Source organism: Breznakia blatticola (genome assembly GCF_004365815.1).
Taxonomy (GTDB): Bacteria; Bacillota_I; Bacilli_A; order Erysipelotrichales; family Erysipelotrichaceae; genus Breznakia; species Breznakia blatticola.
In genome coordinates, this window is sequence record NZ_SODD01000009.1 from 1 (window position 1) to 16379 (window position 16379).

Genomic DNA, 16379 nt, shown 5'->3' on the forward strand with positions numbered 1-16379 from the left:
GTTACCTTCCTTATTTTTATATGGTAATCTTACATTTCAATGTATCATCATACATGTAACAATCTAAGTTAGGTGCGCATCGGTTGAATTAAGCCTAAAAATTTTCTATGATATAATTCTCATATGAAGATAAGTAAAAGAGGAGTATATGCCGTAGAATGCCTGGTCTACTTGGCAAATGAAGAAAAAAGTATGTCGATTGCCGACATTGCAGATAAACGAAATTGTTCAGCTAAATTTCTTGAACACATTTTCCGAGACTTGAAAAGTGCGAACATACTTATAAGTAAACGTGGGAAAACTGGAGGATATATGTTGGCTCGCCCATCAAGTGAAATATCCTGTAAAGATATTGTAATGGCAGTCGAGCAAAATATTGAAATTGTTCATTGTGTGTCTGGGTACTGTGCCCAGCAAGAACATTGTATGACAAGCAGTTTATGGAAACGAACACAAGACCAACTCTATCGTTCACTTGAAAATATCACGATTAAGAGTTTAGTTGATTCGTATAGGGAGGAGGTTTCTCATGAAACTAACTACCAAATCTAGATATGCAGTACGTGTATTGGTGGGTTGTGCAATATTTGAGGATCGAGGTTTGATTACTGTTAAAAATGCAAGTCGCCACTTACAACTATCTCCTAAGTATATTGAAACGATATTTATTGAGTTAAAAAAGGCAAATTATATAACAAGTGTTCGTGGACATAGAGGAGGATACAAATTAGCACTTCGACCTGAAGATATTACTATCTACAGTGTCATTATGGCAATGGAACCAATTGATGGACTTGCCCCTCGTCGTGATAATCCTGATGCTTTATCAAGATTTGTATATCGTGAGGTATGGTATCGCGCAGGTGCAGAATTAAAAATGTTTTTAAATGATATTTCAATTGCGGATTTAATTGAAGAAAAAGGTGGTATTGAAGAAATTAAGAAAACAGATTGGTATAAGGATTACAATAAAGAAGAACTCGAAGAAAAAAGAAACCTAGGATTGTAGGTTTCTTTCTTTTATTGTGGCAATGGCTTGTAATTATTGACCTTCCAAAACTCAAAATCATGACGTGTTTTAAAATAGGTACGATCAATACAAATCTTCGTTTCGCACTTTTTAGGAATGGTACCTTTATAAATCCAATAGTTAGCTGCATCAGGAAAATGAACTTCCTTAATCGCCTCTACTGGAATGGTCTCGTAACAAAGTATTTTGGATTGTACAGTTGTTGGATACTTGTCATCAAGTTCCATTTCTTTCCTACTTTTTTGGTCGCTGACTTCATCAAACAAAGACAAAAAGCCTGCTTTTCCATGGCGTAGTTCACTTCCCTTTAATGGTGAATACGCACATGCATCATAGTTAATCATCTGGGCATCAATTTTTAAGATGATCCATGGTAAATTGTGTTGACGAAAACGAATTGCATTAAATTGTGTATAATCTGGAAATTCTATCGTTAATGCTACGGCATCGTGATATTTACGACTACGTAAATTAAATGTAGAGTCAATGCCACGCTCAATCAATTCTGTCCGTGGTATCAAACCATAACGAAAAATATTATATAGATTTTCAGCATTTGTAAAATGGATTAAGTATTCTATCTTTTTCTGTTTTAGTATCTCTTTCATGGTATCCCCCTCTAGCGTTCATAAGTAAATTATACTTGAAAACGCTTACAGTTAATAGCCAGAAAAACTGAAAGTTTCACTATTTCTTACATTTATTTTCATCATTTTTTCATAAGAAAAACAAGCACAAATTTATGCCTGTTTATAGTTCTTGTAGCATGTGAAATTTATAGAAATCGATCATATTACGTGCATTTGCTAGTGGATTCATAACACGTGGTAAGGGCTCAGCATATACTTCTTGATAGTCTACTTCCCCATAAGCATCACGAACTTGAAATGCTAATACTTCTTCTTCAAGATTTAGTGCTGCATGAATTGATTCATTATTACCTCGTGCATCCATGCGGATCCAACGATTCTCATAATAAAATGCATTAAGTGCATGAATACAATATCCCTTTTCAGGTGTATCTTGAATGGTTAAGCGTTGGTAACAAATTCCACAAGGAATGCGTTTTGCGCGTAGTAATGCAGCTAATAGGTTTGATTTAGATAAGCAAACACCAACACCTTCAAGTAAAACATCACTTGCCTTTATCGTAATTCGCTTGTCTTGTACATCCCATGAATGTGCAATTTCATCACGGACGAACTCAAAACATCGCTTGATGTAATCAAGTGTTGTACTACTTTCTTGATCCAATTGCTGGACCAATTTCATAATATTTGGATGCTTGTAATCAATAAAACTCGTACACTTTAAGTAAGCTTGTAAATTATCTTCGACTGGTTTCATAGGCTCCTCATCTTGGGTAAGATTTCCCCACTTGTCACGGAATTTAATTGTTATATAATACGTTATTGTTCTTTTCTTTTTTCATTGTAGCAAACTTCATATCACTTGAACATTGAAATACACAAAAGTTCATAATAAATTCACAAAGCGTATGTATCTATCTTGATTCAGAAAGTGTAAATAAAAAGCATACATTCGTTTGCATGCTTTTCGCAAATTACATCGGTTTTAAGTTTTTTTCTAAACGTTCAATCATCCATTGAAGTCTTTTTCTTTTACCATCATCTGTTTTTGCGGCAAAATATGCACGTGTATATGTCTTCTTTACAGATGGTGACATATTCATAAAATTGGTATATGCAAGTTCGTTTGTTTGTAGTAGGTTTTGAACTTCGCAAATTGCATCATCATCCACAACACTTGGTTTTTTTGCTGCTTCCCACATACCGTTTTGCTTTGCCTCTTCTATTTTAGCAAGACCTAGTTCAGTGACTAGATTACGTGCAAGTAAGTCCTCAACCAATTTCTTATTTCTAAGTGACCATTTACTATTCTTTCTACGTTGTGAAAAGTACTTTATGTAACTATTTTGATCAATTTTCTTCATAACTCCATCAATCCAACCAAAGCATAATGCTTCTTCAAGCGCTTCATTTGCACTTAGTGTTTGGATATCTTTAGTTTTGGAAAAAAGTAGATATACACCTTCACTTGTTGCTGCATTATCTTCTAGCCACAAGCGAAACTCTGCTCTTGTTTTACATACGATTGGTTCCATCCATTTACCTCACTATATATAAGATTATACATGAACGAAATCGTTTTGTCGAAATGGATTATTTTTGCTTTTTTGTTTTATTCCTTACATTTCGCTTTGGTTTTTCTTGTTTTTTATCTTTATTTCGATAGTTTTTAGGATCCACACGTTTGTGTTTTTTACGTTTAGGTTTCTTAATAACATCTTCACGACGTTCTTTAACAACATTTTTCTTTTGTGGTTCTTTTTTCTTTTTCTCCGTTTTATCAATCATTGGATATTCAATATTTTCAAGAACTTGAATTCGTTTCTTTATCAATTTCTCAATATCCTTAAGTAATGGGATTTCTTGGTACGAACAATATGAAATAGCTAAACCACTCTTCCCTGCTCGACCTGTTCGCCCAATACGGTGAACATAACTTTCTACTTGTTCAGGTAGATCATAGTTGATGACATATTTTAAATCTTGTATATCAATACCACGTGATGCAATATCTGTCGCGATCAGTGCATCAATTTCATGATTTTTAAACAATGTTAATGCAATTTGTCGTGCATTTTGCGACTTATTGCCATGAATGGCTTTTGCGCTAATATCACGTTTTGCTAGATCACGCATCAGTTTATCCGAACCTCGTTTTGTTCGTGTAAAGATTAACACTTGTTCATGTTTATGTTGATTCATAAATTCTTTCAATAAATCAATTTTATGATTTCTGTCAACATAATAGACATATTGTTCAATACTATCAACTGTAGATGATACAGGTGTTACTACGACTTTCTTTGGTTCATGCAATAAGGTATCTACAATTCCTTCAATTTCTTTTGGCATGGTAGCTGAAAATAGAAGTGTTTGAATATCTTTTGGAATGTATTTAATAATCTTATGAATATCACGAATAAATCCCATATCCAGCATACGATCTGCTTCATCTAAGATAAAAATTTCAATTTGTGAGATATCGACGAATCGTTGGTTCATTAAATCAAGTAAACGACCTGGAGTTGCAATTAGTATATCCACACCTGCCTGTAATTGTTTTACTTGTTTATTTTGATTTACACCACCAAAAATGACTGCACTTTTTAGTGGTAACTGCTTTCCATAGATTTGAAAACTTTCATAAATTTGTAATGCAAGTTCTCTTGTTGGTGTAAGAATTAATGATTGAATTCTATGTGTCTTTACTTTCTTATGTGCAAGTTGTTGCAATGTTGGTATGGCAAAAGCAGCAGTCTTTCCACTTCCCGTTTGTGCTAAACCAAGAATATCTCTACCTTGCAATGCACTTGGTATTGTTTCTTGTTGTATTTTTGTTGGTGTTTTATATCCTTGTTTTTTTAGTACATTAACTATGGGCGTACAAATCCCTAATTCATCAAACGTCATGGCTTACCTATTCTTTCTCACATCCACCAATGGTTTGATTTTTGTGTTTATTTTTTTTCTAAGCTAGTGGATAATACCACATTCTAACAAAACTGTCCATTTATTTATCGATTGGACGATTCTAGCATTTACCTTACTTCTTTAAGATATTACGTATGGTATTCGCTGTACGTATGGTAATTTTACTTGCTATTTCACTTGATGCGGTCTTTTTCCACCAGGTGCTTTTATTGTATTCTTTTCTAGAAAATGACCAAAAGACTACTTGATCATAGTGTTCCACTTTTTCAATTGCATCGTTTGGATCTCCAACTTCTTGATAAAAGAAATCATATGAAATATCAGGAAATAAGCAAATGAGATTATCATATATACTTTTATCATCATTTCCCCACCATTCTGGTGCGTGTTGAAGTTTATTCTCAAGATCTTCAAGTGCAATCACAAGTACAGGTATCTCTAATGCTAAATGATCTTTGATACTTATTGAAATGGCTTCTTGCATAGCAAGATGATCAGTTTCTTCAGTTGAAAATATAACATTTCCACTATTTAGATATGTACATACATCTATAAATCCTAATTCTTGCATATACTGTGTCAAATCTTTCATGGAAATCTTATTTCTCCCACCTACATTAATTCCTCTTAATAATGCTACATATCGTTTCATCCTTGTCTCCTTATGAAATAAAGGTGCCCAATAGTTGCACCTTTTCTATTACTTATAATTGCTCGTGATACAAAACTTCTTTTCCTATTTGTTTTGCGTATGTGATTTCTTCTTTTGTTGTGTGACCGATATAACCTTGGATATTCACAACATAAATCGCATCACAAATTTCGATTTTTCGTTTATGTATATTGTTTAGTGTAAGTATTTTATTTTCACTTAATTTTGTGTTTGAATCAACATACACACATTGAATAACTACATACTTATGTTGTAATTCAAGATTGGCAGCTATATCTCTCATTTGTGAAGCAAATTTCATACTTCCACAAATAGTAACAACTTTCATCATCGTTTTAGCTTTCCAATAACGTAATTAAGTCCGGTATTGAGACATCCATTCGTACAGAGGTTTCTTCCATACTCATTCCTGAATCAAGAAAACGTTGAATTGTAATTTTCATCTTTTCACCAACTTCGATAATATGTCCATCCAAATCATAGAAACGAACATAGCGTTGACCCCAACGCGCTTCCATTGGACAACTTCCAATATATTCAATGTCATTTCTTGTTTGTAGTTTATGGATAAAACCATCTAAGTCTTCTTCTTCAAAGTACAATTCCATATTATTTGATTTGACTTTGATTTGATCTTTAGGCATTCCAATTAACCAATCGAATTCTTGTTGTAAAGAAACACCACCAAATGTAATATTAATTCCATAATCTTGCTGTACTTCTAAGCCAAAGACTTCTTCATAAAATGTACGCGCTTTATTGATGTCTTTTACTGAAAGACATACTCCTTCGTATTTCATATAAACTACCCCCCTACGTATGTATTTATTATGCCATTGAAATGACAAGATGCAAAGTATATTTATCAATATCTACTGAATTGTAGTTAGTTGTTGTACAAATTCTTCATAGGTGATATCACCTAAAACCAAACGTTTACTTAGACAGAAGATCTTTTCACTTTTCAAATATTCTTTTGCTTCTAGTTCACGTAAACAAAGTTCTCCATTCGCTAGTGGTTGTAAAACTCTATACACATATAAAACTCCTTTACTATGATATGTATCATATCACAAAACATGAATGAGAAAAGAGCTGACGCACTGCGCCAGCATAGCTATTTCGTAGTTAAACAATTCAGCAAACTACCATTTTAAAATCTATACATAACTTTACTAGAAATTAAACTCGTTTTCCCAATCGAATGCACCTGAACTTTCTATATTCTTTGGCCAATGACTACACCAGTTTGGCATGGATGGAGATTCTACTCGATCAATACTTGGTGTATATGGTTTTATGTCAAGAAGTGGTGTTTGATCATGTGCATCGATGTATGGAATATGAATCACTCCTTTTTCCATATCAATATGCAATACATCTACAACCGTCACTGCAATCGGGTTTGGACGAACTGGTGAACGTGTCGCAAAAATACCCATCACTTCTGGTGCATTCTTATAGGGTTGCTTTGTTTCTAATACTTCACGATATGTTGGTTCATCAAAATCGCTAGCCCACCAAAGAACGTTGATGTGGCTAAACCCTTCTAATGCTTGAAGTGCTGGTATATACGCTTTATCAAGTGCTATATATACACCTTCATTTGAATTACAGATTTTTCCAATTGATTTTACATTAAATGTTGTCATAAATTACCTCCGTGTATCTATCTGTACATACACTCTAAACCCTCACATCATGTGAGAGTCAAGCATAATTTAACATCATTTATTTCTAATCAATGGAATTTGAATTTCCGTAAGATATGCATCTGGATTTTCTTCATTCCAAGGTCCGCGATGAACGATTTGTCGACTGGATCCTGCCATCGTATATTGATCATTTTTTTCAAGCCAACTAGCAAAGGTTTGATATGCATTAGCAATGTTACTAAATTCACCATAGACCATCGTACAAGCCATAAACTCTACAGGTTCAACATAACGATACACGCAAGGAAATATATCATCATATTCTTTATCAACTTGCACACATAACTCAACATCTACATCTTGTTCGCGATAATCAGTATCGTGATAGATAGAAAACGTTTCTTCATTTGTATGGATTTGATATTGTTTTAAATAGGTTGATAGTTCCTTCCATAACTCCCCTTCATGGTAATAATCAGGCAAAATTCTTCTAAGGGATATAACTTGGTAACCAGGGACTGATTTGATCGATGTGTTGTAGTGCATGGTTTGTTTGCCATCACTTAATTGCTGTTTAGCAATCTTGATTTTATTGAGTTTTTCTTTTTCATCTTCAATATTCTGCTTTATAACATTTAATTTTTGATCCAACTGAGCCAATGTCTTTTGGGTATCCGAATACTCCAATGCTTCAAAAATTTCAGCAACACTAAAACCACTATCACGAAGATAGATGATTTTATTAAGTCTAGGAATTTGGTCTACTGCATACATTCGATACCCAGTATCTGCATCAACAGTTGCTGGCTTAAGTAAACCATTTTCATCGTAATAACGAAGCATACGAACTGACACTTGAGTTAATTTTGAAAATTCACCAATTTTAAACATAGTATTTCTCCTACATGTAATCAAATTATAGTCAGTTGTTTTTCATACTTCAATAAAAATATTATGCCTCACATAACATTTTCTAATGATACAAAAATGTAAGTAAATAACAAATGGCACAAATTAGTGATAACGGAGTCATTACATATTTTTCCTTTTTGCTGTTTGAAAAGAAATTCATCGCTGTATTGACTACAAGATATATTGCAAGAAACAAACAGATCCACTTTGCTGCAGTATATGAAAGTGGTAGTGTAATCATATTTCCAACATATAGAATTATCAATATTGCAAATATTTGTATGATAAAAGAAATACCTGTGGCAATTCTCATATGTTTAGGAAGCACTCTATGTGCACCTCCAAGCGTATATTCACCAAGAGGAAAACCAAAGGTAACTAGTAGTGTTAGAATTGCTACAAAACTAAATAGCAATGCACCAAGTAATGCATATATCACGTACTTCTATCCTATTGATTTCTTTTCAAAATCAATTGATGTTCGTGTACCAGCATGAGGATCATTCCATAATCCAAGTTTTAGCTGAATACGTAAAATACACGTACCTTTATCTTCTTCATTATTTGCAACATAGTACCACTCAGCAAATACCGTTCTCAGTTTCTTAATAATATCTTCATTCTTTTCATCACAAACCCAACCAAGGTTTTCAGCTACTCCATTTGCTGTAAAGTTATCGACAATAATACAAATTGCAACATTTGGATTCTTTGCAACCTGTTGCATCTTCCCTGTCACTTCATGTGTAACCACATAAAATGCCTCATCTTCATAATATGCATCAACAATTCGTGCATCTGGACGAACCATACCATTTACTTCATCTAAAGCGATAGTTGATAGCGATAACAAATTATCCTTATTTCCAAATTTCTCGTTTAAATCTTGTAGTGCTTTTTCATACGTCATCATACATGTCTCCTTTATATCATTTTGTGACTTCTATTACCAGTATTCAAATTTCATATTCATATTGCCAATCAACCAATCCAGTTTATCCTGCTATTGGAAGAGTCAAACATTATAGTTTAATCGTATTGATATCCTCTGTGATGATCCAATCATCCATGTTTTTCTCACGATTATAAGTAAATGGTTCAATTGCTTCTATATCAGATACTTCATAAACCGCAAGATACTTTTTACCTGCCCAACGTTCATACTGCTTCTTTGATAAATTCAATTCTTTTTCATATTTTTTTACGAAATCAATGGACTCTTCTTTTGTCATTTTCTCTGATTCAATGACTTTTGATATTCTTGCCTTGTGTGTAACTGACATATCTCCACCAGTTTCCACAAAATATAATGTATCATCAACTTTCGCACGTCCACCTAATGGTGATTTTTTACCTGCAGCACCACGAATAATCATCGTTTTTTCTCCATCAAGTAATTTGTTTAATTCTTTACCTTCTTTATTTAAATATACTAAGTGTTCTGCTTTTCCTTCTTTTCCAACATACCATTCTGCTTTTGTCATACATCCTTCTTTCCCTGGCTTTTCGACCACACGATTCAGCACTGCACCACAAGGTGCTTTTTAAGTTTATCACAACTCGCTTGTATTAACCTTACAGTCTATTTATCAGAATGTAAACTGAATTTTTAAAAGTATGTCTTTCAACTCTTATCAAATAGTTTTTAGTTTGACAGTAATATTGCATTGTTAATGTATGAAGGGCCTTCATCAACACTATACAAAAGATAGTCTTCATGATCTTTTAGATCAAATTTACGTAGTGCATTTCCATCAATATAATAAACTACTTTATTATGACTATCATAATAAACAGATCTTCCCATCAAATGCTCATATTCTTCAAAAGGTGCAGTAGCATCATAAATTGCTTTATCACTTTCATCTTTGAAGTGTCGATCATCTTCAGTACGATACAAATACGTATCATCATTTGGTATGATTGAACCCACTACTTTTCTTCAGATTTCTTTTATTGGTTTTATTTTAAAATTAGAAGCAAACTGATACATCGTTGATTCAGGCGTTTCTTGTTCATACAATTGATAAAATGGAACAACAACTGCATATATTGTTTTAGTTGCTGAATTGAATCCAAGATTATCAATATGTAATTCATCATTCCAGTCATAATTTTGAATGTTTTTTGATTGCTTATCTACTAAATATGGTTTTATTCCGCGATTGAATTCTTTGATTTCTTCGATTAGTTCACCACCAATGAATAAATGATCATCAATAGGAAAAATATAATTCACAGTTAAAAATCGATCATCAAAAACTGATACATCTTTCGTTTCTACATCGTAAATCATGATGCCATCTTCACGCGAATAAAGAACATCCTGCTCTACTAAGTTTTGTGAGTAATACACTTTATTATCTTTTCTATCATATACTCCAATTGGGTATTGTGCTCGATTTTCATATGTATAAATCTTCTCAGCTTTCTCACTACTCATATCAAAAGAATAAATACTTGTCTCTATTGTGTTTTCATCTTTTTGTATTGATGCTGTAAATGAAATATACTTCCCTTTCATTTCAGCTGTTTTATTATCACATGCAGTCACTATCAATAGAACGCATAGACAAAAACCAACTATAATTCTTTTCACTTGCTTCCCTCCTTTTAATTTTTCATAATCATTATTATGTCTAATTTACTAAATTATAGCATTGTAGTTAACGGTAAAGAAGGATACTTTCTAAAGTATAAAAGACCAACGAATTGGTCTTTTGAGTTTTAAATAATACTTGATTTTATTTTGTGCTTTTTATAATAGAGTAACAGTCACTTAAGTGAACTTTTTGATGTCTTGTTATTGGCATTAGTAGTAAACCACCAATATTTTTCTTACCCCAAAAATCAATTAGCCAAATAGAAACTTCATGATTTAATACAGACTTTGAAGTTAGAATAAAGTCTAATTGATCTTGTGTTGGCTTAACTTTCAAATCACTACTTGTGAGTTTTTGAATGATACCTCTTGTCTTTTTTGCTACTGCTAGGCGGTAGTCGAATAAAGCCTCTTGATTAATAGAAGAGGAAAACTCTATCATTTCCGTTTGAGACATAGAGTTACCAGTATCAATTCTATTAATATTCATTTTCTCGACCCAATTGTCTTGAAAAATCACTTGTGTGTCATTAGCAATTAATGTATTTGCGCAAATATCTTCAATTCGTGTCATATGAAAAATAAAGAACGCAAGTGTACGATATCCTTGATACTTTTTACTTGTAGTGTATCGAAAACTCTTCTCATTTAATCCAGCTAAGGCTTCATTTTGAAAAGTGTCTATAGAACTATACGTTAATTGCTTATCGTGAATAAGTTCATGTGCACGTAATGCCTTTACTTTAACTTTTTCAATATCGCCGTCTTTTATAGCTTGTCGTAACTCTTTAATAAGTAGATTATAAATACTGTTATCCAACATTTTTAACCCTCCCTTGGTCTAGGTTTGTTCGAATGTATTTAAAAATGCTTAAAATCAAAAATCTTTATGAAATTGCTCGTTGCAGTAATACCACACACTCCACATGATACGTGTTTGGAAACATGTCTACAGGTTGTACATATTCACATGTGTAACCATGTTCTTTGTATATCGCAATATCTCTTGCTAGTGTTGCTGGATTACATGAAATATATGCAATTGTTCTTGGTTTCATTTTCACTGTACTTTCAATTGTTAAAGTGTCTAGTCCTTTTCGTGGTGGATCTACAAAAACTACATCAGGATATTTTTTACTTGATACAATTTTATTAGCATATGTACCTGCATCACTACAAATGAACGTAACATTATCCATTTGATTTAATTGTTGGTTGATTTTTGCGTTTTCAATTGCAGGAGCAACAATTTCTACACCAGTTACATGTTTTGCTTGTCGAGCAAGAAATAATGTAATACTTCCAACACCACAGTATAAGTCAATCACTCTATCTTCGTTTGTTATATTAGCTGATTTAATTGCTTCATTATACAAATGGATGGTTTGCTTTGGATTAATTTGGAAGAATGAATGTAATGAAATTTGGAATTTTAATCCATCAAGTTCCTCGACAATATACGCTTTCCCATCAATCACATCAATATGATCACCTAAAATCACGTTGTCATTTCTAGTATTAATGTTTTGTAGTAAAGAAACGATTGGATATCTATCTAGTAATGGTTTCATAAATGCAGCAATTTCCTCTTTATGATCTTTACGCATGATAAAAGCAACCATGACTTCCCCACTTACAAATGCGTGCTTGATTAATACATGACGTACATCATCCACAAATGATGTATTTTTAATAGTTCGTAGTTCAGCATAGATTGTATCAATCAACTCACTTTGTACAAGACATGTATCAATATCGACTAAATCATTCGAACGTAGTCGATAAAACCCCATTGCAAATGGGTGTCCTTGTGCTGGAAACTGTGCTTTGTTTCGATAATGAGATGTATTACTAGCTAAAGGTTTACGCACGTCAATATCTAATTTTCCAATATTTTGAATATTTTGTTTTACAATTCGATGCTTGAAATCTAGTTGTGCTTCATAGTCCATGTGCATAATATGACAACCACCACATTTTGGATAATATGGACATGAAGGTGTAATACGATGTTCACTTTCTTTTAGAATTCGTTCAACTTTTCCATATCCTAGTTTTTTATTGCGTTTAAGTATTAAGAATTCAATTTCTTCATGTAATAAGACACCACGCACAAAATAGGTGAAGTTATCTACTTTAACTACACCCATTCCATCATATGTATAATCGCTAACTGTTCCTTGCAGTAGTTCACGTTTTTTCATTGAAACCTCCAAAAAAATCGAGCATTACTGCCCGATTTCTTCTCCTTTTTTTGGATATGATTTAAGTTTATCAGCAACTTCTTGATTTTTAGCGTTAGATACAATATCCGTATGTTGTGATTCTGCACTTGCATTTTTTACAAGTACGTAATGGATGTTTGTTGGTCTTGCTTCATCTGGTAGATAGTTATAAACCTGAATTTCTAAATCATACATTTTTGTATTTTCCTTGTTAGTGAAATACGTAGCAATCGGCAATATAGAATCCACTTTTGCATATGCATCATTTACGATGGCTGCAATTTGTTCGTTTGTTGTTTCATCTTTTGTGTTGATTGTAATTCGTAAAGTAGCACTTTTCAAATTCACTTCAACATCTTCTGCTTCAGCATATCCTAACAAACCTTCAATATCTTTTAACTTTGACTCTTCAATTTTTGGATCCAGTTGTCCTTTGAAACGATCTCCGACTACTGGTTGGCTTGAAGAACCCATAGATGTAAGTAATACGAAAGCAAGGATCAAACATGGTACTGCAACTATCACAATTGTGAAACGAAGCAACCAGTTTGGTCTACGTTTATTCTTCTTGTTTTTGTTTGTTTTTTTGAGTATAGCCATGAAACTCTCCTTGTCTAACCTATTTTACTATCTTTTGTTTAATTCTTCAACAAGCAACTTATTTGTAAGTCCTGGGTTTGCTTGTCCCTTTGATAGTTTCATAACTTGTCCTACTAAGAAACCAACTGCACGGTCTTTACCGTTTTTGAAATCTTCTATAGATTGTGGGTTTGCATCAAGTGCTTGGTTAATAAGCGCTAAGATTGCATTTGGATCACTTAATTGTTCCATTCCCTTTTCTTTAACAACAGCTTTTGCCGTCTTTCCTTCAACAATACCTTCAAATACTTCTTTGGCTTGTTTACTAGAGATTTCTTTGTTTGCAACCATGTTAATCATGCTTGCAAGTTCAATTGGTGCTAGTTTACTTTCTTGAATTTGTAATCCATTTTTATTTAAATATGCACTTACATCACCTAGTAACCAGTTAGCAACCAGTTTGTATTCTTTTGTGTGTGCTACGGTTTCATTAAAGAAATCAGATAATTCTTTATTTGCTACTAATGTATTTGCATCATAATCGCTTAATTCATAAGTTGAAATATACGTTTCATATCTTTCTTTAGGTAATTCAGGCATGTTATCGATAATATCTTGCATCATCTCATCGTCAATACGAATTGGAAAGATATTTGGTTCTGGGAAGTATTTGTAGTCTACAGCACCTTCTTTTTTACGCATTTCCACAGTTTGACGAGTTGCTTCATCAAAACGTAAGGTTGCTTGACTTACTGTTCCACCAGCTAATAGTATTTCATTTTGACGTTTCATTTCATATTCAATAGCTCTTTGCACATTGGCAATAGAGTTCAAGTTTTTGATTTCTGCTTTCGCCCCCAAAACATCACTTCCATATGGACGTAATGAGATGTTTACATCACAACGTAAAGAACCTTCTTCCATACGCACATCACTTACACCTAGGTAGTATAATGTCTTACGGATTTCTTCTACATAAGCAGCAGCTTCTTTTCCATTACGCATGTCTGGTTCACTAACAATTTCAATAAGTGGTGTTCCCGCACGGTTAAAATCAATCATCGTTCCTTCATCTGTATGGAATTGTTTTGCTGTATCTTCTTCCATGTGGATACGATTTAAACGAACTACTTTTTCACCTTCATCCGTTTGAATTGTTACACTACCATTACTTCCAATTGGATAAAACTGTTGTGTAATTTGGAAACCTTTTGGTAAATCTGAATAATAGTAGTTTTTACGGTCAAAGCGAATTAAACGATCTACTTCACAGTTTGTTGCTAAACATGCTTTCACAGCACTTCGCACAGCTTCTTTATTCACACATGGTAGAGTTCCTGGCATTCCTAAGTCAATTTCATTTGTACACGTATTTGGTGTAGCGGCAAAACTAAGTGGTGCACTTGAGAACATTTTAGTATTTGTTTTTAATTCACAGTGGATTTCAATCCCAATAATGACTTCAAAATTCATCTTAGAAATCCTCCTTTGTTATACCAGCTAATCCTGTTACATCTTCAATTCCTTTAGCAACATTAAACATTGTTTGTTCATCAAAAGCGCGTGCTAATAAGTTAATTGCAACAGGCATTCCATCAACCATATCATAAGGTACAGTAATTGAAGGATATCCACTAAAGTTTCCTAATAACATATGGTTTTCTGCAACCATAAATGTATTGTTTAAATCCTCTCCATATGAGTCATCTGGTTTAGGTGCAAGTGTACCTGCAGCTGGTGCTAATAATACATCATAGTTTTTTAATGCTTCATCAACTGCTTCAACAATAACACGACGTACTTTTTGCGCTTTTCTAAAGATTTTATCTTGGTTTTCGACAAATAAACTATATGATCCAATAACAAAACGGTTACGTACATCACTACTAAATCCTTTTGTTCTTGAATTGATCATGATTTCATTTAGATCTTCACCAGGCTCACGCATTCCAAAACGAATTCCATCCAAATTTGAATGATTAGCTGTAGCTTCTGCATTTGAAATAATGAAATATGTTGGTAATAAAGCGTTCATTAGATCTTGGTCAATTGTAACCATCTCTAATATAGTTCCTTTTTCTTCTAGTTTTTTAGTGAATGCATCGAAAGAAGGACGGAATCTAGGGTCAACAATTGCATCAATTACATTTGTGATAATTCCGATTTTCTTTCCTTTTAAATCACCATTTAATAAACTCGCATATGCTTCAACTTCCTTGTATGATGAAGTCATATCTTGGTCATCGCGACCTGCCATTACTTCTAAAGCAAGGGCAGCATCTTCAATGTTTGTTGTAAAGTATCCAACATGGTCCAAACTTGATGCATATGGAATGACACCGTAGCGTGAAATTCTTCCATAAGTTGGTTTTACTCCAACAATTCCACAGTATGCAGCAGGTTTTCTAACACTATCACCTGTATCTGTACCAATGGCTAGTGGTGTTAATCCAGCAGCAACAAGCGCAGCAGATCCACTACTACTTCCCCCAGTGATTCGTTCCAAATCATATGGATTATTTACTTTTCCAGTGTAGGCATTTAGTCCCGTTCCACCCATTCCAAGTTCATCCATAGCGCTTTTACAAGTGAAAATTGCACCTGCATCACGCAACTTTTTAACTACTGTTGCATCATAAAATGGTACATAGTTATCTAATATACGACTTGAAGCTGTCGTTCTAACACCTTTCGTTGAAATGTTATCTTTTAAGACAACAGGTGTTCCAAATAATGGTGCATCTTCTTTCATCTTGTAGTCTTTAATTTGTGCATCTACATCACAAAAAGAAACAACTGCGTTTAATTTCTCGTTTGCACTTACAAGTCTTGCTTGTAAATCAACAAGTTCATGTATATCTTTATTTTTAAAGTCTTGAATTCGCATTATTTCACCACCTTTGGTACTAAAATTTGACCATCTTTTACTTCTGGAGCATTTTCTAATGCTTCTTGTTGTGAAATAACATTCTCTATTTCATCTTCACGTAAAAAATGCGTTTCTAGTTCAAATGGATATACCATTTCCTTTACGTCGTCTGTATTGATTTTATCAAGTAAGTCCATCTTGCGAAGAGTCACTTCAAATTCCTTTTGTAGGATTTCGATTTCATCATCGCTCAAATCAATCATAATTTGATTTGCCAACTTACGAAAATATGCCTTATTTTTTTCCATAATGC

General features: G+C 33.3%; 23 protein-coding genes. 3 read left to right on the top strand and 20 right to left on the bottom strand.

Going from position 1 to position 16379, the window contains the following annotated elements:
- The first annotated feature begins 123 nt into the window (after positions 1-123).
- Complete coding sequence (locus EDD63_RS03940) at positions 124-552, top strand: RrF2 family transcriptional regulator (RefSeq protein ID WP_243833731.1); 429 nt, start codon at positions 124-126, stop codon at positions 550-552.
- Entirely contained in the window at positions 530-1009 is a 480-nt protein-coding gene (locus EDD63_RS03945; RefSeq protein WP_134168704.1) for an RrF2 family transcriptional regulator, read from the top strand. The genes EDD63_RS03940 and EDD63_RS03945 overlap by 23 nt, the downstream gene beginning before the upstream one ends.
- Positions 1010-1020: 11 nt before the next feature.
- On the opposite strand, the gene EDD63_RS03950 is transcribed toward EDD63_RS03945, so the two are convergent.
- The 10 genes from EDD63_RS03950 to EDD63_RS03990 all read right to left on the bottom strand — a co-directional run bounded on the left by EDD63_RS03950 (position 1021) and on the right by EDD63_RS03990 (position 7770).
- Positions 1021-1638 carry a DarT ssDNA thymidine ADP-ribosyltransferase family protein gene (locus EDD63_RS03950; protein WP_134168706.1) on the bottom strand — a complete coding sequence of 206 codons (618 nt, stop codon included), beginning with the start codon at positions 1636-1638 and terminating at the stop codon, positions 1021-1023.
- Between the two features lie 142 nt (positions 1639-1780).
- Positions 1781-2377 (bottom strand): transglutaminase-like domain-containing protein, encoded by a 597-nt coding sequence (locus EDD63_RS03955; protein ID WP_134168708.1) that lies wholly within the window; start codon positions 2375-2377, stop codon positions 1781-1783.
- A gap of 217 nt (positions 2378-2594) precedes the next feature.
- On the bottom strand, positions 2595-3155 hold the full coding sequence (locus EDD63_RS03960) for a YdeI/OmpD-associated family protein (RefSeq protein WP_134168710.1): 561 nt from the start codon (positions 3153-3155) through the stop codon (positions 2595-2597).
- Positions 3156-3213: 58 nt separating this feature from the next.
- Complete coding sequence (locus EDD63_RS03965) at positions 3214-4530, bottom strand: DEAD/DEAH box helicase (protein ID WP_134168712.1); 1317 nt, start codon at positions 4528-4530, stop codon at positions 3214-3216.
- Positions 4531-4663: 133 nt separating this feature from the next.
- Positions 4664-5203, bottom strand: coding sequence for a DUF1697 domain-containing protein (locus EDD63_RS03970; RefSeq protein WP_134168714.1), 540 nt, complete (start codon positions 5201-5203; stop codon positions 4664-4666).
- 52 nt (positions 5204-5255) lie between these two features.
- Positions 5256-5555 carry a hypothetical protein gene (locus EDD63_RS03975; protein ID WP_134168716.1) on the bottom strand — a complete coding sequence of 100 codons (300 nt, stop codon included), beginning with the start codon at positions 5553-5555 and terminating at the stop codon, positions 5256-5258.
- Between the two features lie 4 nt (positions 5556-5559).
- Positions 5560-6024, bottom strand: a complete 465-nt coding sequence (locus tag EDD63_RS03980) for a VOC family protein (RefSeq protein WP_134168718.1) — start codon at positions 6022-6024, stop codon at positions 5560-5562.
- 72 nt (positions 6025-6096) lie between these two features.
- Positions 6097-6261: a hypothetical protein gene (locus tag EDD63_RS11540; RefSeq protein WP_166667536.1), complete on the bottom strand. Its 165-nt coding sequence runs from the start codon at positions 6259-6261 to the stop codon at positions 6097-6099.
- Positions 6262-6399: 138 nt separating this feature from the next.
- The gene (locus tag EDD63_RS03985) at positions 6400-6876 is read right to left on the bottom strand and encodes an SAM-dependent methyltransferase (protein ID WP_134168720.1); all 477 of its coding nucleotides are present in this window, start codon (positions 6874-6876) and stop codon (positions 6400-6402) included.
- Positions 6877-6951: 75 nt separating this feature from the next.
- Positions 6952-7770, bottom strand: a complete 819-nt coding sequence (locus EDD63_RS03990) for a MerR family transcriptional regulator (RefSeq protein WP_134168722.1) — start codon at positions 7768-7770, stop codon at positions 6952-6954.
- Between the two features lie 113 nt (positions 7771-7883).
- Between EDD63_RS03990 and EDD63_RS11600 the strand changes: the two genes are divergently transcribed.
- Positions 7884-8288, top strand: a complete 405-nt coding sequence (locus EDD63_RS11600) for a hypothetical protein (RefSeq protein WP_208318297.1) — start codon at positions 7884-7886, stop codon at positions 8286-8288.
- On the opposite strand, the gene EDD63_RS04000 is transcribed toward EDD63_RS11600, so the two are convergent.
- The 10 genes from EDD63_RS04000 to gatC form a co-directional block, all read right to left on the bottom strand.
- On the bottom strand, positions 8237-8704 hold the full coding sequence (locus EDD63_RS04000) for a pyridoxamine 5'-phosphate oxidase family protein (protein WP_134168724.1): 468 nt from the start codon (positions 8702-8704) through the stop codon (positions 8237-8239). The genes EDD63_RS11600 and EDD63_RS04000 overlap by 52 nt on opposite strands.
- 109 nt (positions 8705-8813) lie before the next feature.
- Complete coding sequence (locus EDD63_RS04005; RefSeq protein WP_134168726.1) at positions 8814-9275, bottom strand: hypothetical protein; 462 nt, start codon at positions 9273-9275, stop codon at positions 8814-8816.
- Between the two features lie 161 nt (positions 9276-9436).
- Entirely contained in the window at positions 9437-9724 is a 288-nt protein-coding gene (locus EDD63_RS04010; RefSeq protein ID WP_134168728.1) for a hypothetical protein, read from the bottom strand.
- A gap of 9 nt (positions 9725-9733) precedes the next feature.
- A complete protein-coding gene (locus tag EDD63_RS04015; protein WP_134168730.1) occupies positions 9734-10390 on the bottom strand; it encodes a hypothetical protein in 657 nt (218 codons plus the stop codon).
- A 145-nt stretch (positions 10391-10535) separates the two neighbouring features.
- Positions 10536-11216, bottom strand: coding sequence for a DinB family protein (locus tag EDD63_RS04020; RefSeq protein WP_134168732.1), 681 nt, complete (start codon positions 11214-11216; stop codon positions 10536-10538).
- 64 nt (positions 11217-11280) lie between these two features.
- Positions 11281-12597: a 23S rRNA (uracil(1939)-C(5))-methyltransferase RlmD gene (gene rlmD / locus EDD63_RS04025; RefSeq protein ID WP_134168734.1), complete on the bottom strand. Its 1317-nt coding sequence runs from the start codon at positions 12595-12597 to the stop codon at positions 11281-11283.
- A gap of 24 nt (positions 12598-12621) precedes the next feature.
- Positions 12622-13218, bottom strand: coding sequence for a hypothetical protein (locus EDD63_RS04030; RefSeq protein ID WP_134168737.1), 597 nt, complete (start codon positions 13216-13218; stop codon positions 12622-12624).
- 27 nt (positions 13219-13245) lie between these two features.
- Complete coding sequence (gatB, locus tag EDD63_RS04035) at positions 13246-14670, bottom strand: Asp-tRNA(Asn)/Glu-tRNA(Gln) amidotransferase subunit GatB (RefSeq protein WP_134168739.1); 1425 nt, start codon at positions 14668-14670, stop codon at positions 13246-13248.
- A gap of 1 nt (position 14671) precedes the next feature.
- Positions 14672-16084 (bottom strand): amidase family protein, encoded by a 1413-nt coding sequence (locus EDD63_RS04040; RefSeq protein ID WP_134168741.1) that lies wholly within the window; start codon positions 16082-16084, stop codon positions 14672-14674.
- On the bottom strand, positions 16084-16374 hold the full coding sequence (gene gatC, locus EDD63_RS04045; RefSeq protein ID WP_134168743.1) for an Asp-tRNA(Asn)/Glu-tRNA(Gln) amidotransferase subunit GatC: 291 nt from the start codon (positions 16372-16374) through the stop codon (positions 16084-16086). The genes EDD63_RS04040 and gatC overlap by 1 nt, the downstream gene beginning before the upstream one ends.
- Between the last annotated feature and the right edge of the window lie 5 nt (positions 16375-16379).